The 25,627-nt window shown below is 73.9% G+C and carries 23 protein-coding genes, 1 pseudogene and 1 riboswitch; of the genes and pseudogenes, 8 read left to right on the top strand and 16 right to left on the bottom strand.

Annotated elements, in window-relative coordinates; translation table 11 throughout:
• Positions 1 to 2 precede the first annotated feature (2 nt).
• Both Mco01_RS07545 and Mco01_RS07540 read left to right on the top strand, forming a co-directional pair.
• Positions 3 to 593, top strand: coding sequence for a TetR/AcrR family transcriptional regulator (locus tag Mco01_RS07545; RefSeq protein ID WP_204056174.1), 591 nt, complete (start codon positions 3 to 5; stop codon positions 591 to 593).
• A 134-nt stretch (positions 594 to 727) separates the two neighbouring features.
• Positions 728 to 1,399, top strand: a complete 672-nt coding sequence (locus tag Mco01_RS07540) for a hypothetical protein (RefSeq protein ID WP_204056173.1) — start codon at positions 728 to 730, stop codon at positions 1,397 to 1,399.
• Between the two features lie 113 nt (positions 1,400 to 1,512).
• On the opposite strand, the gene Mco01_RS07535 is transcribed toward Mco01_RS07540, so the two are convergent.
• The 5 genes from Mco01_RS07535 to Mco01_RS07515 form a co-directional block, all read right to left on the bottom strand.
• Complete coding sequence (locus Mco01_RS07535) at positions 1,513 to 2,319, bottom strand: phosphatase PAP2 family protein (RefSeq protein WP_204056172.1); 807 nt, start codon at positions 2,317 to 2,319, stop codon at positions 1,513 to 1,515.
• Positions 2,267 to 3,037 (bottom strand): phosphatase PAP2 family protein, encoded by a 771-nt coding sequence (locus Mco01_RS07530; protein WP_239103418.1) that lies wholly within the window; start codon positions 3,035 to 3,037, stop codon positions 2,267 to 2,269. The genes Mco01_RS07535 and Mco01_RS07530 overlap by 53 nt, the downstream gene beginning before the upstream one ends.
• Positions 3,034 to 4,029, bottom strand: coding sequence for a YihY/virulence factor BrkB family protein (locus tag Mco01_RS07525; RefSeq protein ID WP_204056171.1), 996 nt, complete (start codon positions 4,027 to 4,029; stop codon positions 3,034 to 3,036). Before Mco01_RS07525 ends, Mco01_RS07530 begins: the two co-directional genes overlap by 4 nt.
• A gap of 227 nt (positions 4,030 to 4,256) precedes the next feature.
• The gene (locus tag Mco01_RS07520) at positions 4,257 to 4,979 is read right to left on the bottom strand and encodes a hypothetical protein (RefSeq protein ID WP_204056170.1); all 723 of its coding nucleotides are present in this window, start codon (positions 4,977 to 4,979) and stop codon (positions 4,257 to 4,259) included.
• Between the two features lie 196 nt (positions 4,980 to 5,175).
• The gene (locus Mco01_RS07515) at positions 5,176 to 5,652 is read right to left on the bottom strand and encodes a MarR family winged helix-turn-helix transcriptional regulator (protein WP_204056169.1); all 477 of its coding nucleotides are present in this window, start codon (positions 5,650 to 5,652) and stop codon (positions 5,176 to 5,178) included.
• A gap of 41 nt (positions 5,653 to 5,693) precedes the next feature.
• On the opposite strand from Mco01_RS07515, the gene Mco01_RS07510 reads away from it, so the two are divergent.
• Complete coding sequence (locus tag Mco01_RS07510; RefSeq protein ID WP_204056168.1) at positions 5,694 to 6,662, top strand: alpha/beta hydrolase; 969 nt, start codon at positions 5,694 to 5,696, stop codon at positions 6,660 to 6,662.
• On the opposite strand, the gene Mco01_RS07505 is transcribed toward Mco01_RS07510, so the two are convergent.
• Complete coding sequence (locus Mco01_RS07505; protein WP_204056167.1) at positions 6,659 to 7,054, bottom strand: VOC family protein; 396 nt, start codon at positions 7,052 to 7,054, stop codon at positions 6,659 to 6,661. The genes Mco01_RS07510 and Mco01_RS07505 overlap by 4 nt on opposite strands.
• 51 nt (positions 7,055 to 7,105) lie before the next feature.
• Here Mco01_RS07505 and Mco01_RS07500 point away from each other — a divergent pair, with 51 nt between their 5' ends.
• Positions 7,106 to 7,564 carry a MarR family winged helix-turn-helix transcriptional regulator gene (locus Mco01_RS07500; protein WP_204056166.1) on the top strand — a complete coding sequence of 153 codons (459 nt, stop codon included), beginning with the start codon at positions 7,106 to 7,108 and terminating at the stop codon, positions 7,562 to 7,564.
• Between the two features lie 22 nt (positions 7,565 to 7,586).
• Here Mco01_RS07500 and cax read toward each other — a convergent pair whose 3' ends face one another.
• Both cax and pgeF read right to left on the bottom strand, forming a co-directional pair.
• Positions 7,587 to 8,690 carry a calcium/proton exchanger gene (gene cax / locus Mco01_RS07495; protein ID WP_204056165.1) on the bottom strand — a complete coding sequence of 368 codons (1,104 nt, stop codon included), beginning with the start codon at positions 8,688 to 8,690 and terminating at the stop codon, positions 7,587 to 7,589.
• A 47-nt stretch (positions 8,691 to 8,737) separates the two neighbouring features.
• Positions 8,738 to 9,424: a peptidoglycan editing factor PgeF gene (gene pgeF, locus Mco01_RS07490; RefSeq protein ID WP_204056212.1), complete on the bottom strand. Its 687-nt coding sequence runs from the start codon at positions 9,422 to 9,424 to the stop codon at positions 8,738 to 8,740.
• A 116-nt stretch (positions 9,425 to 9,540) separates the two neighbouring features.
• Between pgeF and Mco01_RS07485 the strand changes: the two genes are divergently transcribed.
• Positions 9,541 to 10,674 (top strand): alcohol dehydrogenase catalytic domain-containing protein, encoded by a 1,134-nt coding sequence (locus tag Mco01_RS07485; protein ID WP_204056164.1) that lies wholly within the window; start codon positions 9,541 to 9,543, stop codon positions 10,672 to 10,674.
• Positions 10,675 to 10,700: 26 nt separating this feature from the next.
• Here Mco01_RS07485 and glgA read toward each other — a convergent pair whose 3' ends face one another.
• Positions 10,701 to 11,882 (bottom strand): glycogen synthase, encoded by a 1,182-nt coding sequence (gene glgA, locus Mco01_RS07480; protein WP_204056163.1) that lies wholly within the window; start codon positions 11,880 to 11,882, stop codon positions 10,701 to 10,703.
• A 61-nt stretch (positions 11,883 to 11,943) separates the two neighbouring features.
• Here glgA and glgC point away from each other — a divergent pair, with 61 nt between their 5' ends.
• The gene (gene glgC, locus Mco01_RS07475) at positions 11,944 to 13,203 is read left to right on the top strand and encodes a glucose-1-phosphate adenylyltransferase (RefSeq protein WP_275410472.1); all 1,260 of its coding nucleotides are present in this window, start codon (positions 11,944 to 11,946) and stop codon (positions 13,201 to 13,203) included.
• Between the two features lie 27 nt (positions 13,204 to 13,230).
• On the opposite strand, the gene Mco01_RS07470 is transcribed toward glgC, so the two are convergent.
• Positions 13,231 to 13,821: an Rv1733c family protein gene (locus Mco01_RS07470; RefSeq protein ID WP_204056161.1), complete on the bottom strand. Its 591-nt coding sequence runs from the start codon at positions 13,819 to 13,821 to the stop codon at positions 13,231 to 13,233.
• 44 nt (positions 13,822 to 13,865) lie between these two features.
• Positions 13,866 to 14,603, bottom strand: a pseudogene (locus Mco01_RS07465) (enoyl-CoA hydratase/isomerase family protein).
• 137 nt (positions 14,604 to 14,740) lie between these two features.
• Between Mco01_RS07465 and Mco01_RS07460 the strand changes: the two are divergent.
• The gene (locus Mco01_RS07460; protein ID WP_204056160.1) at positions 14,741 to 15,949 is read left to right on the top strand and encodes a DUF5685 family protein; all 1,209 of its coding nucleotides are present in this window, start codon (positions 14,741 to 14,743) and stop codon (positions 15,947 to 15,949) included.
• A 45-nt stretch (positions 15,950 to 15,994) separates the two neighbouring features.
• Positions 15,995 to 17,575 carry a hypothetical protein gene (locus Mco01_RS07455; protein WP_204056159.1) on the top strand — a complete coding sequence of 527 codons (1,581 nt, stop codon included), beginning with the start codon at positions 15,995 to 15,997 and terminating at the stop codon, positions 17,573 to 17,575.
• A 10-nt stretch (positions 17,576 to 17,585) separates the two neighbouring features.
• Here the strand turns inward: Mco01_RS07455 and Mco01_RS07450 are convergent, their stop codons facing one another.
• From Mco01_RS07450 to Mco01_RS07430, 5 genes are all read right to left on the bottom strand, one after another.
• Positions 17,586 to 18,638: a mechanosensitive ion channel family protein gene (locus Mco01_RS07450; RefSeq protein ID WP_204056158.1), complete on the bottom strand. Its 1,053-nt coding sequence runs from the start codon at positions 18,636 to 18,638 to the stop codon at positions 17,586 to 17,588.
• A gap of 56 nt (positions 18,639 to 18,694) precedes the next feature.
• Positions 18,695 to 19,702, bottom strand: coding sequence for a ribonucleotide-diphosphate reductase subunit beta (locus tag Mco01_RS07445; RefSeq protein WP_239103417.1), 1,008 nt, complete (start codon positions 19,700 to 19,702; stop codon positions 18,695 to 18,697).
• On the bottom strand, positions 19,699 to 21,906 hold the full coding sequence (locus Mco01_RS07440) for a ribonucleoside-diphosphate reductase subunit alpha (protein WP_239103416.1): 2,208 nt from the start codon (positions 21,904 to 21,906) through the stop codon (positions 19,699 to 19,701). The genes Mco01_RS07445 and Mco01_RS07440 overlap by 4 nt, the downstream gene beginning before the upstream one ends.
• A 133-nt stretch (positions 21,907 to 22,039) precedes the next feature.
• Positions 22,040 to 22,251: riboswitch (cobalamin riboswitch) on the bottom strand.
• A 71-nt stretch (positions 22,252 to 22,322) separates the two neighbouring features.
• The gene (locus Mco01_RS07435) at positions 22,323 to 23,273 is read right to left on the bottom strand and encodes a Bug family tripartite tricarboxylate transporter substrate binding protein (RefSeq protein WP_204056156.1); all 951 of its coding nucleotides are present in this window, start codon (positions 23,271 to 23,273) and stop codon (positions 22,323 to 22,325) included.
• A 124-nt stretch (positions 23,274 to 23,397) separates the two neighbouring features.
• The gene (locus Mco01_RS07430; RefSeq protein ID WP_204056155.1) at positions 23,398 to 25,290 is read right to left on the bottom strand and encodes a helix-turn-helix domain-containing protein; all 1,893 of its coding nucleotides are present in this window, start codon (positions 25,288 to 25,290) and stop codon (positions 23,398 to 23,400) included.
• Positions 25,291 to 25,627: the final 337 nt, after the last annotated feature.

Raw genomic sequence — 25,627 nt, 5'->3', positions numbered from 1 at the left:
TCGTGAACAAGAGAGCGGAACGGGGACAGGCGACCCGCGAGCACCTCGTGGCCGTCGCCACCCGCCTGCTCGCCGAGCGCGGCTACGAGGACACCTCGATCGAGGCCGTCCTCCAGGAGTCGGGGGTGAGCCGCGGGGCCCTCTACCACCACTTCCCCGGCAAGGACGCGCTCTTCGAGGCGGCCCTGGAGGCGGTCGAGCGCGACATCGCGGAGCGGACGGTCGCGGCCACCGAGGGGATCGCCGACCCCGTGGCCGCCCTGCGCGCCGGCTGCCTCGCCTGGGTGCGGCTGGCCGGGGAGCCCGTCGTACGGCGGATCGTGCTCGTCGACGCCCCGGCGGTGCTGGGCTGGCACCGGTGGCGGGAGATCGAGGAGAGGCACGCGTTCGGGCTGCTCAAGGCCGCCCTTCAGGCGGCCGCCGACGCGGGCGGGCTGCAGCCGGGCCACGTCGACGTCTTCGCCCACGTCCTGCTGGCCTCGGTCAACGAGATCGCGCTGCTGGTCGCCAGGGGAGCCGGCGGGGACGGCGTGAGCGCCGAGGAGGCCGAGGCCGCGGTCGGCGAGCTGCTGCGGCGGCTGCTGCCCGGGTGACGGGGCGGTTCAGGCGATAGGCGACCAGTATCGTGGGGGGTTCTTCTCAACGCCCCTCGGTGAGCGCACACTGGAATGAGACATGATGGGCGATTCTGGTGGAGTAGCTCGTGCACGGTCACACGCCTCAGGCAATGCCGATGCTCTCGCGCGGCAAGCATCGCAACCCCAGCAAGGGTGCCTGCTTCATGGAGTTCGCGTCCTACCTCGCCGGTGAGCGGTGGAGCGACCACCCCGCGTGCACGCACCCGCTGCTCGCCGGGCTCGCCCGCCTCGTCAACGACCACACGACGGACGCCGCCCGGCATCGGCTGGCCGCGCTGATCCCGTCCGTGATCGGGCTGACCGGCGACGACCCGCGGATCGACGTCCGGATCGCGCTGCGCTGCGCCACCGAGTCGCTGCCGGTGGTCGCGCACGAGCGCCAGCTCGCCATGGCCGTGTCGATCCTGTCGGCCGAGCACGTGCTCGCGCAGCTCGACGACCGGCCGGTGCGGCTGGAGGAGCGCAGCCGGGAGGCGCTGGCGCAGGTGCCCGACGCGGCCCGCTGGGCGTACACGTTCGGCCGGGGCGTGCGGATCTCCGCGAAGGGCTTCCGCCGGTACGCCGCGCCCAACACGGTGCAGCTCGCCGTACGGGGGATCGCGCAGGCGTGCGTGCCCGACCCGGACCCGTTGCTGCGCGACCTGCTGGCCGGCGCCGTCGAGGACTGCCGGACGCTGGTCCACCCGGCGGACGCGGAGCCCGCCGTCGACGCGGCGCGCTGGGCCGACGCCTGCCGCCTCACCGGCAGCCCGACCGCCTGACCCGTCTGGCCGTCTGGCCGTCTGGCCGTCTGGCCGTCTGACGACGCGCCCGGACACGCGTCCGCCGCGCCACCCTTCGGGTCGTGCGCGGCGGACGGTGATGCGGCGAGGCGTCAGCGGGCGGCGGCCCCGGCCCTGGGACTCTCGACGACCGGGGTGCGGCGTGCCCGCCACGAGAGGGCGGGGATCGGCCGGAGCAGGATCGCCTGCCCGACCACGATGAGGCAGAAGACGCCGAGCACGAGGCCCCAGCCGACGTCGGTCAGGTGGTGCATGCCGCGGTAGATCCGCGACGCCCCGACCGTCAGCGGCGCGCCCGCGCCGAGCAGCCACCACACCGCGTTGAGGATCGCGTGCCGGTACGTGTGCAGGGTGAGCACCAGGGCGACCCCGCAGTAGAACGCGACGGCGGCGCTGGTGTGCCCGGACGGGTAGCTGGACGTGGGGGGCGCCGGGTCCAGGTGCGGCACGTGCGGCCGCGGCCGCTGCGCGAACACGGTGGCCAGCAGGAAGATCGCCGACTGGGCGCAGACCACCAGGACGAGGAAGACCCCCTCGCGCCAGCGGCGGAAGACCAGCCGGAAGACGATCACCGCGACGGCGGTGAGCACGATGATCACCGGCGTGTCGGAGAGCATCGAGCCGTAGTGGGTCAGCTGGTTCCAGAACGGGGTGCGCTCCTGCGCGACCTCCCGGCTGAACGCCTCGTCTCCCGCGATGAGCGCGGAGTGCCCGAGGACCCGGGTGATCAGCAACCCCAGTCCCAGCGTCACCAGGGCCATCACCACGAGCGGCAGCAGCACCCGCCGCGCGGCCTGCCCGGCCACGACCCCGGGCGGGGCCTGATCGTCCCGGACGAGCTCACGATCACCGGCCAATCCGATCTCCTCCTTCAGGTAGCAGATCCCGGCGCGCCTCACGGCCGACGCCCTCCTTGTACGGCTCGACCGGCCGGCGGCCCACGTCTCTGCGCCACGTCTCGAACGCGGCCGACGTCGCCGCCACGACGGCGACCCCCAGCACGAGCCCGGCGACCACGTCGCTGAACCAGTGCACGCCGAGCGCGATCCGGCTGAAGCCCACGGCCAGCGGGATCAGCACGGCGAGCGCCCAGACGACGGCCCTGCCCCGCTCCCGCACCAGGGGCAGCGCGAGCAGCAGCAGGATCCCGGCGCCCAGCGTGGCGTTCACCGTGTGCCCGGACGGGAACGAGGCGCCCGGCGCGAGCGCGACGGGGTCCGGCAGGTGCGGGCGCGCGCGGGCCACGACCACCTTGACGGCCAGGCCGAGCAGGCCCCCCACGGTGATCGTGGTGGCGGCCCACAGCGCCAGGTGGTAGGCCCGGCGGTACAGCAGCCAGGCCACCGCCGCGCCGACCGCTATCCGCCAGGTCAACGGGCCGAACACGTCGCTGACCAGCTCCATCGCCCGGGCGAACGACGGGTGGGCGACGGCCTGGGCGTGCAGCCTCTCCGCGGCGCCCTGGTCGATCCGGTTCAGCGGCTCGGACGCCGTCTTGACGAGCACCAGCAGCAGCATGAACGGCACCGCCACCAGCGCCAGCGCGCCGCTCGCCACCGTCAGCCGCAGCCCGAGCCGCCGCTCAGGGTCGAAGCGCCTGCGCAGCCAGTCGTTCACCGGGCCGTCACCACCTGCCGGCGGTCCTCGCGGGCGGTGGGGCCCGACCCCGGATCGGGCGTGACCGGCTCGTCCAGCCCCGCCCGGCAGGCCTCCAGTTGCGCGGCGAACGAGAGGCCGAGCAGCAGCGCCATCGAGCTGAGGAACGACCACAGCAGCAGCGCCATGACGGCCGTCAGCGGGCCGTACGTCGCGCCGAACGTGCCGCTGCTCGCGGTGTAGAGGGCGAGCAGCCAGGTGAGCAGCATCCACAGCAGGACGGCCACGGTGGCGCCGACGGCGAGCCAGGTGTGGCCGGGCTGGCGGCGCCGCGGCGAGGAGCGGAACAGCACCGAGATCGACAGGACGGCGAGCAGGAAGCCGACCGGCCACCGCAGCCAGCCGAAGACCGCCTCGGTCGTCTGGCTCCAGCCGTAGACCTTGGCCGCCGCCTCCCCGACGGCCCCGCCGCCCACCAGGACGACGAAGCCGACGCTCATCAGGACGCCCGCCGTCACCGCCATCAGCAGGGCGTTGCCGTACTTCTGCTTGAACGGCCGGTCGCGCTCGATGCCGTAGATGCGGTTGGCGCCGCGCTCGAACTGCGCCATCGCCGTGGTCAGCGACACCAGGGCGGTCAGCAGGCCGAACCAGAGGGCGAGGGACTCCCCCGCGCCCGAGCGATGGCTCTGCGACAGCGTCTCCCGGATCACCTGTGAACCGGCTCCGGGTGTCAGGCGGCGCAGGGTCAGCTCCAGGAGCCGTCCCAGGCTTTCCTGGTGCAGCACCGAGCTGAGGCCCACGATGGCGATGGCGCCGGGGATGATCGCCAGGCATATCTGGAACGCCAGCGCCCGGGCGTGGCTGACGCCGTCGCCGTAGCGGAACCGGATGTACGAGTCGCGGATGAGGTGCCAGCCGCCGTACCGCTTGATGGATGCGTAGGCGTCGTCCGCGGAGAGCTCGTCGCCGCTCATCCTCCGGGTCTCCGGCACCGTTGTCGCGGTTCCCATGTCGTCCTCACATCGTCGGGGGGAGGGCACCGCCGACGTCGCCGGGTCGCGGTCCGGCGGCGTCGGCGGTGCCGCACCGGCAGCGACTACCCCCGAGATGACCTTTGGAACATCCGGCGTCGAACATGGTCGAAAACCGCAGAAAGGACGAGGGACCGGCCCCCGTGGGGACCGGTCCCTCCATCTATGTGAGCGGCCGAGGACGTCGCGGCCGTCTGTGCGGGCGGTCAGAGGACGGCGCAGCCGACGCGGACCGGGACGCGCGCCGACCAGCGGCCGGAGATCACGTCGTACGCCTGCGCGTAGCCGTTCGCGGGACGGCCGGGGGCGGTGCAGTCGAAGACGCCGGTCTTCTTGCCGAAGCTGCCGCCGGCGAACCCGGCGTGGGCCGAGGCGGTGACCGAGCCGCTCCAGAACAGGCGGCCCGTGTTGTAGCGGATGTAGAGCCGGACCTGGCTGAAGTTGTAGTGGTCGCCGTTCAGCTTGAGCCGCGGGATGTCGTCCACCGAGGTGCTGGTGGAGGTGCCGTCGCCGTTGTCGTGCGGCGGGATCGTGTACTTGGAGATCCACAGGCGGGCCGAGACCTTGCGGTCGGCCGCCCGGGCGTTGTCGGACAGCGCCTGGCTGCGCACCGACGGGAGCACGCAGACGTCGTCGCCGGTGAAGGCCTCGCGCCAGACGTAGCCGTTGACGCAGGTGTGCGGGCCGAACGGGCCGGAGGTCCAGCGGCTCGCGCGGACGCTGTTGTCGGCGGCGGCCTGGGCCCGGACCGCGGAGGTGACGCAGACGACGTCGCCGGTGCGGGCCTCGCGCCAGACGTAGCCCTGCAGGCAGGTGTCGGGGCCGAAGTCGCCGGTGGCGGAGGCGGGGCCGGCCATGAGCGTGGCGGGGACGGTGACGCCGAGGCCCGCGATCGCGGCGGCGGCCAGACCGAGAAGGGTGCGCTTCATTGGGGTCTCCTGTGTGTGGTTCCCCGTCTGGCCGTGTGCCGCCGGGGCCGTGCACCTCAGTGATAGGCGCCCCCGCCTGCAGCCCCCTTGATCCCCGCTTGCCCGCCGCCGTGCAAGCCCGCTGCAAGCCGTCCCGCAGCTGGGGGCCGGCGCTGCCCGGCGATGGTCGTGGGGGCAGCCGGTTCGCGTACGCGGGTCAGCCTGTGGGCATGCCGATCTGGTCGCGTTCCAGCACGGAGCGAAGCCCCGAGAGGGCCCGCGCGACAGCCGGCATCGCGGACACGTCGAGAGTGTCGCCGATCAGCTCGGTCAGCCGCTCGGCGAAGGTGGCCTCCGCCGCGTCGACCAGCGTCGATCCCGCGCCGGTCAGGGCCAGCAGCGACGAGCGGCGATCCGATGGATTCGGCTGCCGGAGGACCCATCCCTGCTTCTCCAGACGGTCGACGCCCTTGCTGGTCGCGCCGATGCCGACCGCGAACTCGGCGGCGAGGTCCGCCACCCGGGACCCGGGATGGTCGCGGAGGTGGCGCAGGAACTCGAACTGCGACGCGACGATCCCGTGCCGTTCGCGCAGGCGGTCGTTGAGGGCGTTGTACAGACGCGTCTCGCACCGGACGAGGTCGGCGAACAGGCCCATGAGATCGCCGGTCACGTCGTTCGATTTATATGCCACGGCATATAGTGTAGCGGCATCTACTTACGACGGGAGCAGTGATGAGCAGGGAACAGCGTGCGATGATCGACGCGATGCTGCGGCAGCCCCGGCCCGAGGGCCCTCGACCGGTTGAGGAGCTCCGGGCCGGATTCAGGGCGATGATGGCCCAGATGATCGTCCCGGACGGGATCCGCACCTCGGCCACGACGCTCGGCCCCCATCCCGCACTGCTCGTCGAACCGGATGGCGGCCCGCGCGGCGGGACGATCCTGTACTTCCACGGCGGCGGCTACGTGTTCGGTTCACCTGAGACGGCGCTGTCGCTGACGGGGAACCTGGTGGCCAGGACCGGGTTCCGCGCCTTCTCGCCGGCCTACCGGCTCGCCCCCGAGCACCCGTTCCCGGCCGCGATCGACGACGCGCTGAGCGCCTACCGCGCGCTGCTCGATGGCGGCGAGGACCCGTCCGCCGTCGCGTTCGCCGGGGACTCCGCCGGCGGCGGCCTCACCGTCACCGCCTGCCTTGCCGCTCGCGACGCGGGCCTTCCGACGCCCGCGGCGATCGTGGCGTTCTCCCCCGGACTCGACGCCACACGGACGGGCGGGAGCATGGACACCAAAGCCGGTCTCGACCCCTTCTTCACGCGCGAGACCCTGGAACACACCGGACGCATGTACCTCGCGGGGCAGGATCCGGCCCACCCTCTGCTCAGCCCGGCCGTCCTCGCCGACCTGACCGGTTTCCCGCCGATGCTCCTGCAGGCCGGCACCAACGAAGTGCTCCTGGACGACTCCACGCGCATGGCCGAACGCGCCAGAGCCGCCGGAGTGGACGTCGTCCTGGACGTCACCGCCGACGTCCCCCACGTGTTCCAGTCGTTCGCCGGCGTCCTCGACGAGGCCGACGAGGCACTGGACCGCGCGGCCCTCTTCCTCACCCAGCATGTCCGCGTCCCGGGCCCGGCGAGGGCGCCGGCCGGGGGAAGCCGGCCGTCAGCCCTTCACCGTACGACTCCGCGCAGGCCCTAGTACGACTGGAGTTCCAGCAGGTTGCCGTCGGGGTCGCGCAGGTGGGCGGTGCGGCAGGTCGGCCCCCATTCCGGCCGGTCGCCGGGGGGCACGACCACCTGCCCGCCGTGCGCCGCGGCCACCTCGGCGGCCCGCTCGACGTCGTCCACGGTGAGGACCAGCATGGCCCCGTCGCCGTCTCCTCCGCCGAGGGCCATCCCGGTCACCCGTGCCAGCAGCGACCGGTCCACCAGGGCGAGCACGGCCTCCGGCCCGCGGTCCCAGTTGGCGTACGTCCCGTCCGCGGCGCCCTTCACCAGGCGCGCGCCGGCGACCTCGGTGAGCAGGCCGTCGTAGAAGCGGAAGCAGTCGGAGAACCGGGTCGCGAGGACCCGGGGGTACAGAGTGTCCATGACAAAATCCTTGGTGTTCACCAACTATTGGCCATGCCCTATCCTGCCGGGATGAGCGACGTGCCGCAACTGCCTCCGTCCCTGCTCGGCGTCACGGCGTTCCTGCTGTCGAAGGTGGGCGTGGCCGGGCGGCGGCGGATGGGCGAACGGCTCCGGGAGCACGGCCTCGGGCTGTGGGACTTCGCCGTGCTCGCCGCGCTGCGCGACTACGGCCCGGCGTCGCAGCGGGAGCTGGGCGAGCGGCTGGGCATCGACCCGAGCGACCTGGTCGCGGTCATGGACACGCTGGTGCCGCTGCGGCTGGCCGAGCGCCGCCGCGACCCCTCCGACCGGCGCCGCTACCGGGTGGCCGTGACGGACGAGGGGCGGGCCACGCTGGACGCGGCCATCGCCGACGCGGGAGCCGTACGGGACGAGGTCCTGGCCGCGCTGGACGAGGAGGAGCGGCGCACGCTGCACGCGCTGGCCCGCAAGGCGCTCACGGGGCTCGACCCCCGGGCCCGCGGCTGAGGCCGGGCGTGCCCCGCCGTCGTCAGCCCCACCAGAAGGCGGCGGCGATGACGCAGTACAGCACGATGAGCGTGGCGCCCTCCAGCCACGTCGACTCGCCGTCGAGCACGACGATGACGGTGACGAGGACGGCGATGACGAGCGCGGCGATCAGCAGGGGCGGCAGCACGAGCGTGAACGAGGCCCCGACCAGAGGCGACAGCAGCACCAGGGCCGGGGCGACGACGAGGGCGATCTGCAGGGGGCTCTGCAGGATCACCGACAGCGCGAAGTCGGCCTGGTTGCGGGCGGCGAGCTGGATGCCGACCACGTTCTCGACCGCGTTGCCCGCGATGGCGACGATGACGAGGCCGGCGAACGCCTGGGAGATGCCGAGCGTGTTCATCGCGGGCTGGAGCGCCTCCACGAACCACTCGGAGACGAACGCGGCGCCCACGCCCGTGGCGGCCAGCATGGCGAGCGCGACGCCGAGCGGCCACCGCGGGCCCTGGTGCCCCGGCGCGGCGGCCGCCTCGGGCTCCCCCGCAGCCGCTCCGGGCGTTCCGGCGGCCGAGGGCGTCGCGGAGCGGCGGCGGATCGCCGCGGGCAGGGACGCCGCGAACAGCCCGAGCAGCAGCACCGACACCACGATCGACAGGCCGCGCTCGTGCCCGGCCGCCGGGGTGTGCAGGGCCGCCGTCAGCGCCGGGACGAGCAGCGCGAAGACCGCGAGCACCAGCAGGAGGCTGTTCGTGCGGGCCGACTCGGCCCCGAAGCGCTGCGGGCCGTGCCGCACGCCGCCGACCACGAACGCCAGGCCGAGGACGAGCAGCACGTTGGCCAGGATCGACCCCACGATGGACGCGCTGGCCACCCCGTAGAGGCCGTCGCGCAGCGCGAACAGCACCACGAACAGCTCGGGCAGGTTCCCGAGCGCGCTCTGGACCACGCCGGTCGCGCCCGCGCCGAGCCGGTCGCCGAGGGCCTCCACGCTGCGTCCGACCAGGCTGGCGAGCACGGCCAGCGCGATGCCGGAGACCACGAACGGCAGCACCGGGCCGCCGCCGGCGAACCGGGTGACGGCGGCCCCGGCGGCCGCCGCGACGCACAGGATGATCAGCCGCCAGTCGGCCCGCGTGAACACCATGGCGCCCGATCGTAGGGCCCGGACGGCTCAGGCGCGACGAAGGGCGGTCACGGCAGGAGCCAGACGTACCCGGCGAAGCGACCGGTGCGCCCCTCCCGCCGGTACGAGTACAGGCCGGATGTCTCGATCGTGCAGCGGGCGTCGTGCCGGACGTCGGCGACCCCGGCCCGCCGCAGCTGGGCCTCGATGCCGGCCCTGATGTCGAGCGCCGGCGTGCCGCGCCGCGTCGTGGAGCGGGTCTCGGGAACCCGGGCCGCCACCCGGTCCCGCAGGTCGGCCGGGACCTCGTAGCAGAGCCCGCACGCGGCCGGGCCGATCGCCGCCACCATCCGGGACGGCTCCGCCCCCCGGGCCGCCATCGCCTCCACCAGCGCCGTCGCGACCCCCGCCTCCGTGCCCGGTCGTCCGGAGTGGGCCCCGCCGACCAGCCCGGCGACGGGGTCGGCCACCAGAACGGGGGCGCAGTCGGCCACCAGGACCGCGAGCCCCAGCCCGGGCCGGTCGGTGAGCACGCCGTCGAGGGCGGGCGGCTCCCCTTCGAAGGGCTCGGTCACGTAGGCGACGTCCGCGCCGTGGACCTGGCGCATGAACACGACGCGGTCGAGACCGAGCTCGGCCGCCGTCTTCGCCCGGTTCTCCGCGACCGCCGCCGGGTCGTCCCCGACCCCGCCGCCCAGGTTGCGGGTGCCGTACGGCTCGGCGCTCACGCCGCCGTGCCGGTCGGTGAAGGCCATGCGGACGCGGTCGATCGCAATCACCAGCCCAGCCTACTGAAGCCCGCCCCGGCCTCCCCGCCGAAGCCCGCCCGCGCAGGTTCTAGGTTGGTGCCCGGACCGAGGGAGGCGTACGGGTGCGTGCTGTGGTGTACGAGGCGTTCGGGGCGGAGCCCCAGGTGCGGGAGGTGGCGGATCCGGCCGTCCCGCCGGCGGGCGCGGTGATCAGGGTCGAGGCCACCGGCCTGTGCCGCAGCGACTGGCACGGCTGGATGGGCCACGATCCTGACATCACGGCGTTCCCCCACGTGCCCGGGCACGAGCTGTCCGGCGTGGTGGAGGCGGTGGGGCCGGAGGTGACCGGCTGGCGCCCCGGCGACCGGGTGATGACGCCGTTCGTCTCCGCCTGCGGGCGCTGCCGTGAGTGCGTCACGGGCAACCAGCAGGTCTGCGAGCGGCAGACGCAGCCCGGGTTCACGCACTGGGGGTCGTTCGCCGAACAGGTGGCGATCGACCACGCCGACGTGAACCTGGTGGGGCTCCCGGACGGCATGGGATTCCCGGCCGCGGCGAGCCTCGGCTGCCGGTTCGCGACCGCCTTCCGCGCCGTGGTCGCGCAGGGCCGGGTGCGCCCCGGCGACTGGCTGGCCGTGCACGGCTGCGGCGGCGTGGGACTGTCGGCCGTGATGATCGGGGTGGCCGCGGGCGCCCGGGTCGTGGCCGTGGACGTCTCCCCCGCCGCGCTCGACATGGCCGCCCGCCTCGGCGCCGCCGTCCAGGTGCGGGCCGCGTCCGGCGGCGCGGACGAGGCGGTGCGGCACGGGTCAGGCGAGGGGGACGTCGCGGGGGCGGCGCGCCACCCTTCCGGCGGCGCGGACGTGGCCGAGGCCGTGCGGGAGGCGACAGGCGGCGGGGCGCATGTCTCGATCGACGCGCTGGGGAGCGCGGCCACCTGCGCCGCGTCCGTCGGCGGCCTGCGCAGGCGGGGCCGGCACGTCCAGGTGGGCCTGCTCCCGGGCGACACGCCGCTGCCGATGGGACGGGTGATCGCGCACGAACTGGAGATCGTGGGCAGCCACGGCATGGCCGCCCACGCGTACACGGCGATGCTGGAGATGATCGCCGCCGGGACGCTGCGCCCCGATCTGCTCGTCACGCGGACGGTCGGCCTGGAGGACGTCCCCGCGGCGCTCGCCGCCATGGGCGCGGCTCCGGCGGCGCCGGGGATCACCATGATCGCGCCCGGGCGCCCGCCGCGCGGCCCCGCCTGACCCCGCCGCCGGCCCGGGATCGGGGATCAGCCGCGCGTCAGGCTCGCGTAGAGCTCGTGGGTGCGCTCGGCGATCCGCTGCCAGGAGAAGTGGTCGATCGCCCGCCGGCGCCCGGCCTTCCCCATGGCGGCGGCGAGGCCGGGGTCGGCGAGCACCGTCCCGACCCGCTCGGCCAGCGCGGCCGCGAAGGCCTCCGGGTCGTGCGGCTCGCCGTCCGGGCCCTGGTCGATCGGGACGAGCAGGCCGGTCGAGCCGTCGGCGACCACCTCCGGGATGCCGCCGGTCGCGGTGGCCACGACGGCGGTCTCGCAGGCCATGGCCTCCAGGTTGACGATGCCCATGGGCTCGTACACCGACGGGCACACGAAGACGGTGGCGTGGGTGAGGATCTGGATCACCTCGGGCCTCGGCAGCATCTCCGAGATCCAGACGACCCCCTCCCGGCTCGCGGACAGCTCCCGGACGAGCGCGGTCACCTCCGCGGCGATCTCGGGGGTGTCCGGCGCGCCGGCGCAGAGCACGAGCTGGGCGCCCGGGTCGAACGACCGGGCCGCGTGGAGGAGGTGCACCAGGCCCTTCTGCCGGGTGATGCGGCCGACGAAGACCACGTACGGGCGGGCCGGGTCGATGCCGTGCCGCTTCAGGGCCTCCGTGCCGTGCGAGGGGGCGTACTCCCCGGTGTCGATGCCGTTGTGGATCACCCGGACCCGGTCTGGGGAGACCTCGGGGTAGGCCGTGAGCACGTCGCGCCGCATCCCCTCGGACACCGCGATGACGGCGTCGGCCGACTGGAGGGCGGTCCGCTCGGCCCAGGACGAGAGCGTGTAGCCGCCGCCGAGCTGCTCGGCCTTCCACGGCCGCAGGGGCTCCAGGCTGTGCGTGGTCATGACGTGCGGCACGCCGTACAGCATCTTGGCCACGTGGCCGGCAAAGTTGGCGTACCAGGTGTGGCTGTGCACGACGTCGGCGCCCTCGCACCCGGCCGCCATCTCCAGGTCGACGCCCAGCACCTGGAGCGCCGCGTTGGCGTCGGCCAGGCCGCCGGGGACGCGGTAGGCCGACACCCCGGGCTCCTCACGCGGGCCGCCGAAGCACCGGACCCGCACGTCGGCCAGCCCGCGCAGCTCCCGTGCGAGGTACTCCACATGGACTCCGGCGCCGCCGTACACCTCCGGCGGATACTCACGACTGAGCAGATCGACGCGCATATGAGGAGCTTAGAGTCATCTCACGGGACACGCGGGTCCTGTTTGGCGGTGTCACGGGTGTTTGTTAGCGGTTTGGCAGGTTAAGGTCCTGCCTATGAAGGTCCTGGCGATCGTGCTCGCAGGTGGTGAGGGGAAGCGGCTCATGCCGCTGACCGCGGACCGGGCCAAGCCCGCCGTCCCGTTCGGGGGCATCTACCGGCTCATCGACTTCGTTCTGTCCAACCTGGCGAACGCCAACTACCTGCAGATCGTCGTGCTGACGCAGTACAAGAACCACAGCCTCGACCGGCACATCTCCCGCACCTGGCGGCTGTCGTCCATGCTCGGCAACTACGTCACGCCCGTCCCCGCCCAGCAGCGGCTCGGGCCGCACTGGTTCTCCGGGTCGGCGGACGCGCTGTTCCAGAACCTCAACCTGATCTACGACGAGCTGCCGGACCATGTGATCGTCTTCGGCGCGGACCACATCTACCGCATGGACCCGCGGCAGATGGTGGACCAGCACATCGACTCCGGGGCCGACGTCACGGTGGCGGCGATCCGGCAGCCGCTCGAACTGGCCGACCAGTTCGGCGTGATCGAGACCGACCCGGCCGGCCGGCGGATCGTGGCCTTCCGCGAGAAGCCGAAGGACGCGGTGGGCCTGGCCGACGCCCCCGACCAGATCTTCGCCTCGATGGGCAACTACGTCTTCAAGACGCAGACCCTGATCGAGGCGCTGCGCGAGGACGCCCTCGACCCCGGCAGCAAGCACGACCTCGGCGGCAACATCATCCCGATGTTCGTGAAGAGCGGCGGCGCCGAGGTGTACGACTTCGCGCACAACGTGGTGCCCGGCTCGACCGAGCGCGACCGCGGCTACTGGCGGGACGTCGGAACCCTCGACGCCTACTACGAGGCCAACATGGACCTCATCTCGGTCCACCCGGTCTTCAACCTGTACAACGACCGGTGGCCGATCTACACCGGGAACGACCCGCTGCCGCCGGCCAAGTTCGTGCACAACGACGGCGACCGGGTCGGCCAGGCCCTGGAGTCGCTGGTGTCGCCCGGCGTGATCGTCTCCGGCGGGACGGCCCTGCGCTCGATCCTGTCCCCCGGCGTGGTGCTGCACTCGCACTCCCACGTCGAGGACTCGGTGCTGATGGGCTGCGTCAAGGTCGGCAGGGGCGCGATCGTACGGCGCGCGATCATCGACAAGAACGTCGTGATCCCGGACGGCGCCCGCATCGGGTTCGACCTCGAGTACGACCGTCAGCGCTTCGCGGTCACCCGCAGCGGCGTGGTGGTGATCGGCAAGAACGAGATCATCGAGCGCTGACCCCGTCCCGGGCCTCGCGGCCCGGGGTCAGCGGCCGTTGATCCGCCACATCGGCTCGACCACCGTCCACTGGGCCTCCCACACCCGGCGGGCCCGGCGCTGGTTGACGGCGCGGGTGCTGAGCACCACCATCGCGAGGAACGCCGACGCGGCCAGCGGAACCCCCGTGCCCACGGTCAGGGCCGCGACGACGGTCGTCTCCCTGTCCTGCGGCCGCGGCGTGACGGTCCCGTGCCGGTCGGTCCAGATGGCGACGACGTCGCCCGCGTGCTTGCTCGGCGAGGCGTCGATCGTCCCCGACCTCACCGTGCCGTCCGGCGCGGTCCAGTGGGCCTGCGCGTGCCCGACCGCCGCTCCGGCCGCCGACAGGCGGGGCGTGGTGACGTCCTCGACCAGCGTCGCGTTCACCGGGTGACGGGTCTGGGCCTGCCGGGCCTCCTCCTTGAGCCCGAGGCCGTACTCGCGCAGTCCGAGCATGATGCCGAGCACGACGGCCGCGAGGACGCCCAGGACTGCGGACAGCCGGACGGCCGCCTCGACCCGGTCGCACCGGCGCCGAAGCGGATTCCTGTCGAGGCCCAGCCATCGCGCGAGCCTGGCGAATGGATTCTGCGACATGTCACACCTCACAGGGTCATTACCACTGCGAGTCCCGTTTATGCCTATTTTGCATGCCAAGAGAATCGAGGGGAACGCCCCTCCCGGAAAGCCGCCACACCTTCGGCCATTTCGCCGCTGAGCCGGGCCTCGCGCTGCCAGGCGAGGAAGGCCGCCTCGTCCGCGCGGCCGTCGACGATCTCCTTCGCGGCGGCGAGGGTCAGCCGGGACCGGGAGGCGATGGCGGCGGCCAGGCCGTACACCCGCGGGTGCAGTTCCTCGGGCGCGAGCACCTCGTCCACGAGGCCGACGCGGAGGGCCTGACCTGCGTCGACGAGCTCAGCGGAGAAGATCAGCAACTTCGCCGCGGCCGGGCCGACGAGCGCGGCGAGCCGCCGCGTGGAGCTGATCGGGTAGACGATGCCGAGCTTCGCCGGATTGATCCCGAAGCGGGCGCCGGACGACGCGAGACGGAGATCGCAGGCGAGGGCGAGCTGGCAGCCGCCGCCCACGCAGTAGCCCTAGACGGCCGCGATGACGGGTTTCGGAAAGCCGATCAGGGCCTGCTCCGCGGCGACCGTGAGTCCGGTGTCATCACCGTTCTCACTAAGCCCCTCAATTTCTGAAATATCGGCACCGGCGGAGAAAGTCCCGCCGGCTCCGGTGAGAACCAGGACCCGTACGGCGGGGTCGGCGGCGAGCCCCGCCAGGATGTCCGGCAGCGCCCGCCACATGGCCGCCGTGAGGGCGTTGCGCTTCTCGGGACGGTTCAGGGTCAGCGTGGCGACGTGATCGTCGATCACGAGCGCGAACTCACCGGTAACATTCACCCCTCGATTGTCCAGACGGCCGTGCCGGGCGGCGAACCGGGCCCTCGGCTGATGGCATAATCGCCGCGAACCGGGATGATCCCGTTCGTACGACCCCCAAGGACGGCGCGGTGTTCGGGATCCTCCGGCCGTGTGCCCACCACTCCTGCCCCTCGGTGGCCCGGGCCTGGCGGGCCCACCTGTGCGGGCTCTGCCTGACCCTGCGCGACCGCCACGGGCAGGCGGCCAGGGCCGCGACCAACTACGACGGCCTGATCCTGTCCGTGCTCACCGAGGCGCAGCGCCCCGGGGCCCCCGAGCGGAGGACGGCCGGTCCCTGCGCGCTGCGCGGCCTGCGGCCGGCCGAGGTGGTCCCGTCCCGGGCAGAGGGCGCCCGCCTCGCGGCCGTGGTGTCGCTCGCGCTGGCCGCGGGGAAGATCCGCGACCACGCGGCCGACGGGGACGGCGTCGCCGCGCGGCGGTTCGCCGGCGCCCCCGTCCGCGGCCTCGCCGCCTCGTGGGCCGCGGCGGCCGAGCGCGGCGCGCGGTCGATCGGGTTCGACGCGACGGCGCTGACCGAGGCCGCCGGCCGCCAGGCCCTGCTGGAGGCCTCCCCCGGCCGGACGCTCCTGGAGCTCACCGAGCCCACCGAGTCGGCCGTGGCCGCCGCCTTCGCGCACACGGCGGTGCTGGCCGGCCGCCCCGGCAACGCCGAGGCGCTGCGGGAGGCCGGGCGCCACTTCGGCAGGATCGCGCACCTCGTCGACGCGGTGGAGGACCTGGCCGACGACCGGGCGCGGGGCGCCTACAACCCGCTCGCCGCCACCGGCGCCTCCGTGGAGGAGGCCCGGCGCCTGTGCGAGGACTCGGCGCACGGCCTCGCCCTGGCCGTACGGGACCTGGACCTGGACGACCGGCACCTGGTCGAGTCGCTGCTGCGGGACGAGACCCGCAGGGCCGTGCGCCGGGCCTTCCCCGGGGCGCGGCGCTGCTCCGGCCCGCGCCGGGCGTCCTCCCACGACGCCCACGCGCGTGATCCGTTCGGCCCCGGCCCCTACGAGCCCGATCCGTACGAGCCGGATCCGTACGGGCCGGGGGGCGGCGACGGGCCGGGGGTTCCGCTGAAGGTGCTGGCGGGCGGCCTCACGTTCCTGACCTGCGGCGTCTACCGGCCGCCGTGGAGCCCGGAGCGCCGGTCGCCGTGGACCGAGCGGTGCTGCCTCGACGGCTGCGACTGCTCGGGGTGCGCGGACTGCTCCGGGTGCTTCGAGTGCTGCTCGTGCGACTGCGACGGCTGCTGCTGCGACTGCGATTGCGACTGCTGCTCCTGCGACTGCTGAGGACCTCCGGCCGGGCGGCGGCGGGGGCGGCGGTAGGGTCCCCCCGTGGGAAGATCACGCCCTTTCCGTTGGCTCACCCCCGCCGAGCGGAGCCTCTGGGCGGCCTACCCCAGCGGGGCCTGGGTCGACCTGCGCGAGGAGGGCGACGACCCGGCCCAGGGCGCGTCCTGGGGCCGGGCCCGGACCGTGCGGGCCGAGGTGATCGCCGCCCTCCTGCTGGGCCTGCGGGACGACGAGCCGGGGCGCGTGGCGGGCGTCCGCCTCGCCGGCGCGCGGATCGTCGGCGACCTCAACCTGTCGGACGCCACGATCGAGGCCAAGATCCACCTGCTCGACTGCCACCTGTCCGGCGTGGTGTCGCTCAACGACACGCGCACCCGGGGCGTTCGCCTCAGGGGGTGCGACGTCCTCAGCTTCGCGGCGCGCCGCGCCACCGTCGACGGTCTGCTCGACCTCGACGGCTCCACGATCCGGTCGGGCCTGTACCTGGACAACGCACACATCACCGGGCAGTTCCGGCTCACCCACGCGCAGCTGAACCCCACCACGTCCGTACCCTGGCGCCCGGGGCCCGACCCGCACCCGGCGGGAGACCCCGCCCAGCCGTCCTCAGGGCCGGACGCCCCGGACGACTGGCGGGAGCCGCGCAGCCGCGGGCCGGTCGCGATGTGGGCGGGCGGGCTGACGGTGGACGGCGGCGCCTTCCTGCGCGACCTGCGCGCCACCGGATGCCTCCGGCTGGTGGGCGCCCGCTTCAACAGCGGCGTGCACCTCCAGCGAGCGGTGATCGTCTCCGCGGGGACCCACGCCGTCCAGGCGGACCACATGGAGGCGACCGCCGCCGAGTTCAGCGACGGATTCACCGCCCACGGCACGGTGCGCCTGCGGGGGGCACGGATCTCGGGGGTGCTGTCGTTCGACGAGGCCGTCCTGTCGGCCCCCGACCGCGCGCTGCACCTGAGCCACATGCGGGTCGAGGAACTGATCCTTCTGTGGTCCTCGATCGAGGGGGAGGTGAACCTCGGCTACTCGCGGATCGGCGTGCTGTTCGACCGGATCGGCGCCTACCCCGGGCACGTGCACCTCAACGGCCTGACGTACGCCTCGCTGCGGGGGCCCGCCCCGGTGGCCGAGCGGCTGTCGTGGCTGCGCCGCGACCCCGACGGCTACCGGCCCCAGCCGTACGAGGAGCTCGCGGCGTACTACCGCAGGATCGGGCACGACGCGGAGGGACGGCGGGTGCTGCTGGCCAAGCAGCGGGCCCGCCGGCGGACGCTGCGCCTGCCCGGGCGGCTGTGGGGAGGGCTGCTCGACGTCCTGGTCGGGTACGGCTACCGCCCCTGGCTGGCCGGGGTGTGGGTGGCCCTGCTGCTGGCGGTGGGCACGAGCGTCTTCTCCCACTGGCGTCCCCACCAGATCGGGCTGGACGAGTCGCGGCATTTCGACGCGTTCACCTACACGCTCGACCTGCTCGTGCCGGTCAGCGTGTTCGAGCAGCGGGCCGCCTGGGAACCGGTCGGCTGGACGCAGTGGCTGGCGAACGGCCTGATCGCCGCCGGGTGGATCCTCGCGACCGCCCTGATCGCGGCCGGCACCCGGGTCCTGCGGGCGTCGGGCGCACAATGAGGCGCCACGCTCACACCCGGTCCACCCGTAGACGCGGCAGGCTCTCGGGGTACTTCTCCCGGACGAACCGGACCAGGTGCTCCCGGATGTCGCAGCGCAGGTCCCACGCGCTGGCCGAGTCGGCGGCGCTCATCAGCGCGCGCAGCTCGACCAGCCCGCCCGCGGTGATGTCGGTGACCTGGAGCGTCCAGTCCTTCTGGTCCCACAGCGGGTTGTCGCGCAGCGCCCGGTAGAGCTCGGCCCGCAGCTCCTCCACCGGCACGGCCCAGTCGACCCGGAGGTAGACGCTGCCCAGGATGCGGCTCTCGTGGCGCGTCCAGTTCTCGAACGGGGTGGTGGTGAAGTACGACACCGGGAGGATGAGCCGCCGCTCGTCCCACAGGCGCAGGGCCACGTACGTGAGCGTCAGCTCCTCGATGCGGCCCCACTCGTCCTCCACCACCACGACGTCGTCGAGCCGCAGCGCGTCGCTGAAGGCCAGCTGGAGCCCGGCCAGCAGGTTGCCCAGCGTGGACTGGGCGGCGATGCCGGCCACCACGCCCGCGATGCCGGCGGAGGCGAGCAGCCCCGCCCCGAGCGCCCGCACCTGCGGGAAGGTGAACAGCATCGCCCCCAGCGCGACCAGCACGACGACGGCCGCGGAGACGCGGCGGACCAGCGTGATCTGGGTGCGGATCCGCCGCGCCCGGCGGTTGCGCTCCCCCTGCACGCGGGTGAGGCGGTCGAGCACCACGTCGGTCACCGCGTACGCGGCCTGGATGACGAGCCACGTCACGCAGCCGATCAGCAGCAGCGTGAACATCTGCCGGATGAGGTTCTGCGTGGACGCCACCGACATGTCGGGGGTGTAGACGGCGTTGGCCGTGGCCACGACCGCCGTGGCGAACCCCGGCCAGGTGCACCGGCGCACCACGGGCCCGGCGAGGGCCCATCTCTCCCCGATGAGCCGCGAGTTCAGCACACGCCGCAGCAGCTCCACCGCCGTGATGGCGGCCACCACGGCGATCCCCAGCGTTGCCCAGTTCCACGCGACCGACAGGACGGCGCCCCCTTTCGTCGTCATGAGGAGCCCTTTGCCCGTTTATGGAAGCCCCATAACGGACGAGGGGGTCGGCGTCCTCAGAACGACTCGTCGAGCCGCACGTCGCCCTCCACTGCCACCTGGTACGCCGAGACCCTGCGCTCGAAGAAGTTCGCCAGCTCCTGGACGTCCTGGAACTCCATGAAGGCGAACGGGTTGGCGGTGCCGTACCGGGCGGGCAGGCCGAGGCGGGCGAGCCGGCGGTCGGCGACGTACTCCAGGTAGGCGCGCATCCGCTCCGCGGTCATGCCGCCGAGGCCGTCGCCGCACAGGTCCCGGGCGAAGGCGAGCTCGGCCGCCACGGCCTCCTCCATCATGCGCACGACCTGGGCCGCCAGCTCCTCGTCGAACAGGCCGGGCTCCTCGCGGCGGACGGTGTCGACCACGTCGAACGCGAACTCCATGTGCATCGACTCGTCGCGGAACACCCAGTTGGTGCCGGTCGCGAGCCCGCCCAGCAGCCCGCGGGAGCGGAACCAGTAGACGTAGGCGAAGGCGCCGTAGAAGAACAGGCCCTCGATGCAGGCGGCGAAGCAGATGAGGTTGAGCAGGAACCGCCGCCGGTCCTCCCGGGTCTCCAGCCGCGACAGCCCGTTGATCGAGTCGATCCAGCGGAAGCAGAACTCGGCCTTGTCCCGGATCGAGGGGATGTGGTCCACGGCGGCGAACGCCCTGACCCGCTCGTCGTGGTCGGGCAGGTAGGTGTCCAGCAGTGTCAGGTAGAACTGCACGTGCACGGCCTCCTCGAACAGCTGCCTGCTGAGGTAGAGCCGCGCCTCCGGCGCGTTGACGTGCTGGTACAGGTTCAGCACGAGGTTGTTGGCCACGATCGAGTCGCCGGTCGCGAAGAACGCGACGAGCCGGTTGATCAGGTGGCGCTCCCCCGGGCCGAGCCGTGCGAGGTCGGCCAGGTCCGACTGGAGGTCGACCTCCTCGACCGTCCAGGTGTTCCTGATGGCCGCGCGGTACCTCTCGTAGAACCCCGGGTACCGCATCGGCCGGAGGGTCAGGTCCATCCCGGGGTCGAGGAGCATGGTCTCGGTCACTGGCAGGCCTCGCAGATCTCGGGGTTCTCCAGGGAGCAGGCGACGGCCTCGGCCGCCGCCTCCGGCCGTACGGCGGGGACGGTCGTCTGGGCGATCCGCGTGGCGGGACGGGACCGCAGGTAGTAGGTGGTCTTGAGGCCCGACCGCCAGGCGTAGGCGTACATCGACGACAGCTTGCCGATCGTGGGCGCCGCCATGAAGAGGTTGAGCGACTGGCCCTGGTCGACGTACGGCTGCCGGGCGGCGGCGAGGTCGATCAGCGCCTTCTGGGGCAGCTCCCAGGCCGTCCGGTACAGCGCCTTGAGGTCGTCCGGCAGGCCGGGCAGCCCCTGCACCGAGCCGTCGGCCGTCTTGATCGCGTCGCGGGTCTCCCGCGTCCACAGCCCTAGCCTGCGCAGGTCGCGGACCAGGTACCGGTTGACCTGGAGGAACTCCCCGGACAGGGTCTCCCGCTTGAACACGTTGGACACCTGCGGCTCGACGCACTCGTGGCATCCGGCGATGGAGGCGATCGTCGCGGTCGGCGCGACGGCGACCATGAGGGAGTTGCGCAGCCCGGTCGCCTCGATCCGCAGCCGCAACTCCGCCCACTCCTCGGGGTGGACCGGGGAGGCCGGGTAGTGGTCGAGGTGCAGCACGCCGCGCGCCGCGCGGGTCTCGCCGTACGACGGGTGCCGCCCGCGCTCGGCCGCGAGGTCGGCGGAGGCGCCGTACGCCGCGAGCGCGATCTCCTCGGCGATGCGGGTGGACAGCGCCAGCGCCTCCGGCGCGTCGAACGGCAGCCGCAGCGTGAAGAAGACGTCGGCCAGGCCCATGACGCCGAGGCCGATCGGCCGCCACCGGAGGTTGGCCGCCTCCGCCTCGGGGGTGGGGTAGTAGCCGAGGTCGATGGTCCGGTCGAGGAACCGGACGGCGGTGCGGACGGTGGCCCGCAGCCGCGCCCAGTCGACGCCCTCGGCGGTGACGTGCGCGGCGAGGTTGACCGAGCCGAGGTTGCACACGGCCGTCTCGGCGTCGCTCGTGACCTCGAGGATCTCGGTGCAGAGGTTGGACAGGTGGATGACGTTGCGGTCCAGCGCCGTCTGGTTGGAGGTGCGGTTGGCCGCGTCCTTGAAGGTCATCCAGCCGTTCCCGGTCTGGGCGAGGGTGCGCATCATCCGGGCGTAGAGGGCGCGGGCCGGGACCTGCCGGACATACCGCCCGGCCGCCTCCAGCTCCCGGTAGCGGGCGTCGAACGCCTCGCCCCACAGGTCGGTCAGCTCGGGGGCCTCCTTCGGGTCGAACAGCGACCACGTCCCGTCGGCCTCGACGCGGCGCATGAACTCGTCCGGCACCCAGTTGGCGAGGTTCAGGTTGTGGGTGCGGCGGGCGTCTTCACCGGTGTTGTCGCGCAGCTCCAGGAACTCCTCGACGTCGGCGTGCCAGGTCTCCAGGTACACGCAGGCCGCGCCCTTGCGCCGGCCGCCCTGGTTGACGGCGGCCACCGAGGCGTCGAGGGTGCGCAGCCACGGGACGATGCCGTTGGACAGGCCGTTCGTGCCCCGGATGAGCGACCCCCGGGACCGGACCCGGGTCCAGGACACGCCGATGCCGCCGGCGTACTTGGACAGCCGGGCCACCTGGCCGTACCGCTCGTAGATGCCCTCCAGCTCGTCGCGCGGCGAGTCGAGCAGGAAGCACGACGACAGCTGCGGGCGGCGGGTGCCGGAGTTGAACAGCGTCGGCGAGCTGGGCAGGTACGCCAGGGACGACATGAGCCGGTACAGCTCGGCCGCCTCGCCGACCGACGACGACAGGCCGCAGGCCACCCGCAGGAGGAAGTGCTGCGGGCGCTCCAGCACGCCCCGGGTGACCGGGTGACGCAGCAGGTAGCGATCGTAGACGGTGCGCAGGCCGAAGTACTCGAACCGGTCGTCGGCGGCCTCGTCGACGAGCGCGTCGAGGGCGGCGGCCTCGGCCGCCACGAACGCGGCCAGGCCGTCGTCGAGCAGCCCTTCGGCGTGGGCCGCGGCCACCGACTCCGAGAACGACCGCACGCCGTGCCGGGCCGTCTCGTCCGCAATCAGGCCGCCCAGCAGGCGGGCGGCCGTCTTCGAGTTCTCCGGGTCGGCGACGACCCCCGCCGCCGCCTCCTCGATCGCCTGCCACGCCGCGGCCGGCCCGCCCTGCGGGCGGGCGAGCGTCGCCCCGTTCGTCTGTGTCACGTGCTGTCTCCTCGCGAGCTCCACGACCGTCCGGAGCCGTGAGGAGGGCATGCCTCGGCGCACGCGGGGGCACGCCCGGCGCGGCGTCGGCGGACCCTCCCTCGGGACCCGGCGGACCAGCGCGCGGGCATCGGGCCCACGCGCGTCGCCGGCAGGTCTTCGGACTCGCGGGCGCGGCGGGCCGGGGCCCGCCGGTCCTACTGGCCGTCGCTTCCCAGGCGCCGTCGCGCCCAGTGCTCGTATGACGGCGGTCGTTCCCGCTCACCGCTGCGGGGCAGTCCCGGACTTCCACCGGGTTCCCTCTTGCCTCACCCCTGGGGGCGAACCAGCGACGGAAGTGGATCCTACATCTTGTGCCCGTCCGCGCAACCACCCCCACAGGTTGTGGTCTCGGGCCTCGCGGCGAGGTAGGATCTTCAGCGCAGGCCGAGCGCGTCGAGGACCTGCGACGTCCGGCGCACCTCGTCCGACAGCCAGCGGCCGAAGTCGTCGCCGGCCAGGTACATGGGCGCCCAGCCGTTGCGGCCGCAGCAGCCCTGCCACCCGGCCGACCCGGCGACTGCGGCGCACAGGTCGAGCAGCGCGTCCCGGGCCCCTCCGGTGAGCGCTGCGGGGGCGACGAGGCCGGCCCAGTCGGCGTACACGGCCCGCACGCCCGACTCGCTCAGCGTGGGCGCGTCCAGGCCGTCCAGGCGCTCGGATGACGACACGGCGAGCGGCCGCAACCGGCCGGCCCGGACGTGGTCCGCCACGTCGCGCGGGGTGCCGAACGCCAGCGGCACCCGCCCGTCGAGGACCGCCGCCACGGCCTGCCGCCGGTCGTCGAACGCCGTGTAGCCGAGCAGGCGCACGTCGGCCCCGAGGCCGAGGGCCACCATGCCGGCGAGGAGGTGGTCGGCCCCGCCGGAGGGCCCGCCCGCGAGCGGCACCGCCGAGGGGTCCTTGACCAGGGCGGCCGCGAGCCGGTCGAAGCCGCGGTACGGCGAGTCGGGCGAGGTCACCAGCACCTCCCACTCCCCCACGAGCCGCGCCAGCGGCGCCGTGCGGCCGAGGAGCGGGCCCGCGCCGCTCAACGCCGCGGCGGCGAGCAGCGCGGGGTCGGTGACCAGCAGGTCGGTCCGGCGGCCCGCGGAGACGAAGCGCGCGACGGCCGCCGCGCCCTCCCCGCCCTGCCCCGCGACGCGCACCGTCCGGGCCCACCGGCGGCCCTCGATCAGGGTCCGCAACTCCCCGGCGACGCTGTCCCCCCACCCGCCCGACGACCCCGGCACCACCAAGGAGATCTCGCTCTGGTACGGCGGGGCCTGGGTCCCGCAACCCGCCGCCAGGGCCAGCACCCCTAAGGCGAGCACCGTACGGCGTCGCATGTCGGCACCCTCCCCCCGAAGAGTCCCTTACACGCACAGAATATGACGAATCACGCATTGTGACTACATATCGGGGCGATACGGGCGTAAGGGATGGACCGTGCGGCCGTGCCTCGGCGCGATGTCAGCCGATGAGCACGGGCTCCCCCGTCACGCGGACGGTGTCGCCGGGACGGACCGGGGTGCGGGTGCCGTCGAGCCTCTCGACCCCGGAGGCGCCGGAGGGCGCGACCGTGTCGGCGGTCCCGGCGTGGGTCCAGCGGACGACGGCCGGCCGCGTGCCGCCCGGGCCGTCGAGGAGGAACGCGCACTGCCACACGTTGTCCGGCAGGCCGATGGCCAGGCCGCGCCCGCAGGCCCGCAGGCGGGCGTGGGACAGCCAGCGCTGGAGGCGCTCCACGGCCAGGGCCGCCCGGGTCGGGGCGCCGCCCACGGCCTGCAGGACGACCGGGATCTTCGTGCCGCCCCAGTTGTAGAAGTACATGCGGCGCAGGTTGTCGTCGGTGCCGTACAGCCCGACCAGGTAGAACCGCACGGCGTGCTCGACGGCGGCCTGGTCGTCGAGCGACCCCTGGAGGGGGATGTCGTAGGTGGTGCCGGTGTTCCACAGCGGCGGGTGGACGCCGGCCTCGTGCAGCGTGCGGTCGGCCACCCGGAGGACGTCCAGCATCGTCTCGGGCGGATCGGAGGCGCGGCGCTGGTACAGCTTGACGCCCGCGGCGTCGCAGTAGCGGTAACCCCCGGCGGCGGCGAACCGGCGCATCACCTCCACGGCCGACGGGTTCCACAGCCGGCCCATGCCGGGGCAGACCACGAGGGCGCGGGGGTCGGTCGCGCGGATGACGCCGCTCGCCCTGCGGGCCATCTCCACGAGGGTCTCGACGCGGCCGTTGTAGAACCGCGGGTCGTTGGCCAGCACCCACAGCTCGTAGGCCTCGATCCTGCCGCGGTAGCGCGTCACCACGGCCCGGACGAAGTCGTCCCAGTCGTCCAGGTCGTCGGGGGCGGCGGCGCGGGCCATGTCGTCGTACGGCCCGAGGGGCGCCGTGGGGGCGGCCCAGGAGGGCGGGGCGCCGAAGACGTACATGGCGGGCAGCCCGGCCCGGCCCGCGCCAGCGACGAGGCGGTCGAGCGTCGTCCAGGAGTACTCTCCGCGGCGCGGCTCGACCTCGGCCCACTGCGTGCCGCTGTCCCAGAACCGCACGGCTCCGACCTGGAAGGCGGGCATGTCCCCGGTGTTGGAGTTGATCGTGACGCCGAACATCCGCGGGTCGACCGGCGCCGGGTCCCGCTCCCAGCTCGGGCCCGAGATCCACTGCGGCGCCCGGCGGCCCCGGTCCGCGGCCGGGGAGCGCGAGGTCGTCGCCCCGGCCGTCGCCCACACCAGCACCGCGAGGAGGGCCGCGAGCAACGCCAGCCGCCGCACCCCCCTCCTGCCCCGCAACGCCGCCCAGGACGGCCCCCCGCGCGTGCCGTGAACGGCCGCCCCGGCCGTCGGGGGATCCGCGCCTTTCGCCGGTCGCGCGCCCGGCTCCGCCGCGAGCGGCCCGGTTTCGCCCGGCGTCGCGGAGCCGGGCGGAGACGGCGCACCGGCCGCCGGCGGGGCGACGGTCCGCATCTCCTCCGCGCCCGCGCTGCCGGTCGCCGCCACCGCGGCCGCGTTGGCGGTGCCGGAGTCCCCGGCGGTGGCCGTGCCCGCGGCGCCGGAGTCCCCGGCGGTGGCCGCGGCGCCGGAGGCGGGGGTGGCGGCGCGGCCGTCGGCGGGACGGCGCTCGGCCTCCGCGGCGGCCCACGCGCGCAGGAGCTCCTGCAGCTCCTGCGACCCGGCGCCGCACTCCTTGGCGACCCGGACGACCACCCCGATGTCGGGCGGCACGCTGCGGCCGCTGCAGTACCGGTGGAGCGTGGAACTGCTGACGAAAGCCGAGCGCGCGAGCTCCTCGTAGCTGCGCCCGCTGCGCTCCTTCAGCCCGCGAAGCCGGCGCGCGAACTCCTTGTCAGCCCCCGACCCGGCCACCCGACCTCCTCAGGCACGCGCCTCTCCGACAGCGAAGTATGGCAGCGCGTCCCGACACGAAAGTGAAGCCGCAGGTCAGATCACCTGAAGGCATCCCACCCGTCCCATGTGCGGGCCGGCGCGTTGTCCGGAGCGGGATCGCCCGAGAGCATCGGGACGAGAAGTGTGACGTGACCACGCGCGCGGCCGCGTCCGCCGCGACGACGCACCCTCGCCGGGCCCGGCACGGCCACCCGCCCCGAGGACGACGGGCCGCACACGGGGGCGGCTCGCCGCCCGCCGGAGGGCGGGCCTTTCCCGCGGTGTCCGGTCCCGCCGGGTACGGCTCGCGCCCCGG

The organism is Microbispora corallina (assembly GCF_016863035.1).
Taxonomy (GTDB): Bacteria; Actinomycetota; Actinomycetes; order Streptosporangiales; family Streptosporangiaceae; genus Microbispora; species Microbispora corallina.
This window is presented reverse-complemented; position numbering and strand designations above follow the sequence as displayed.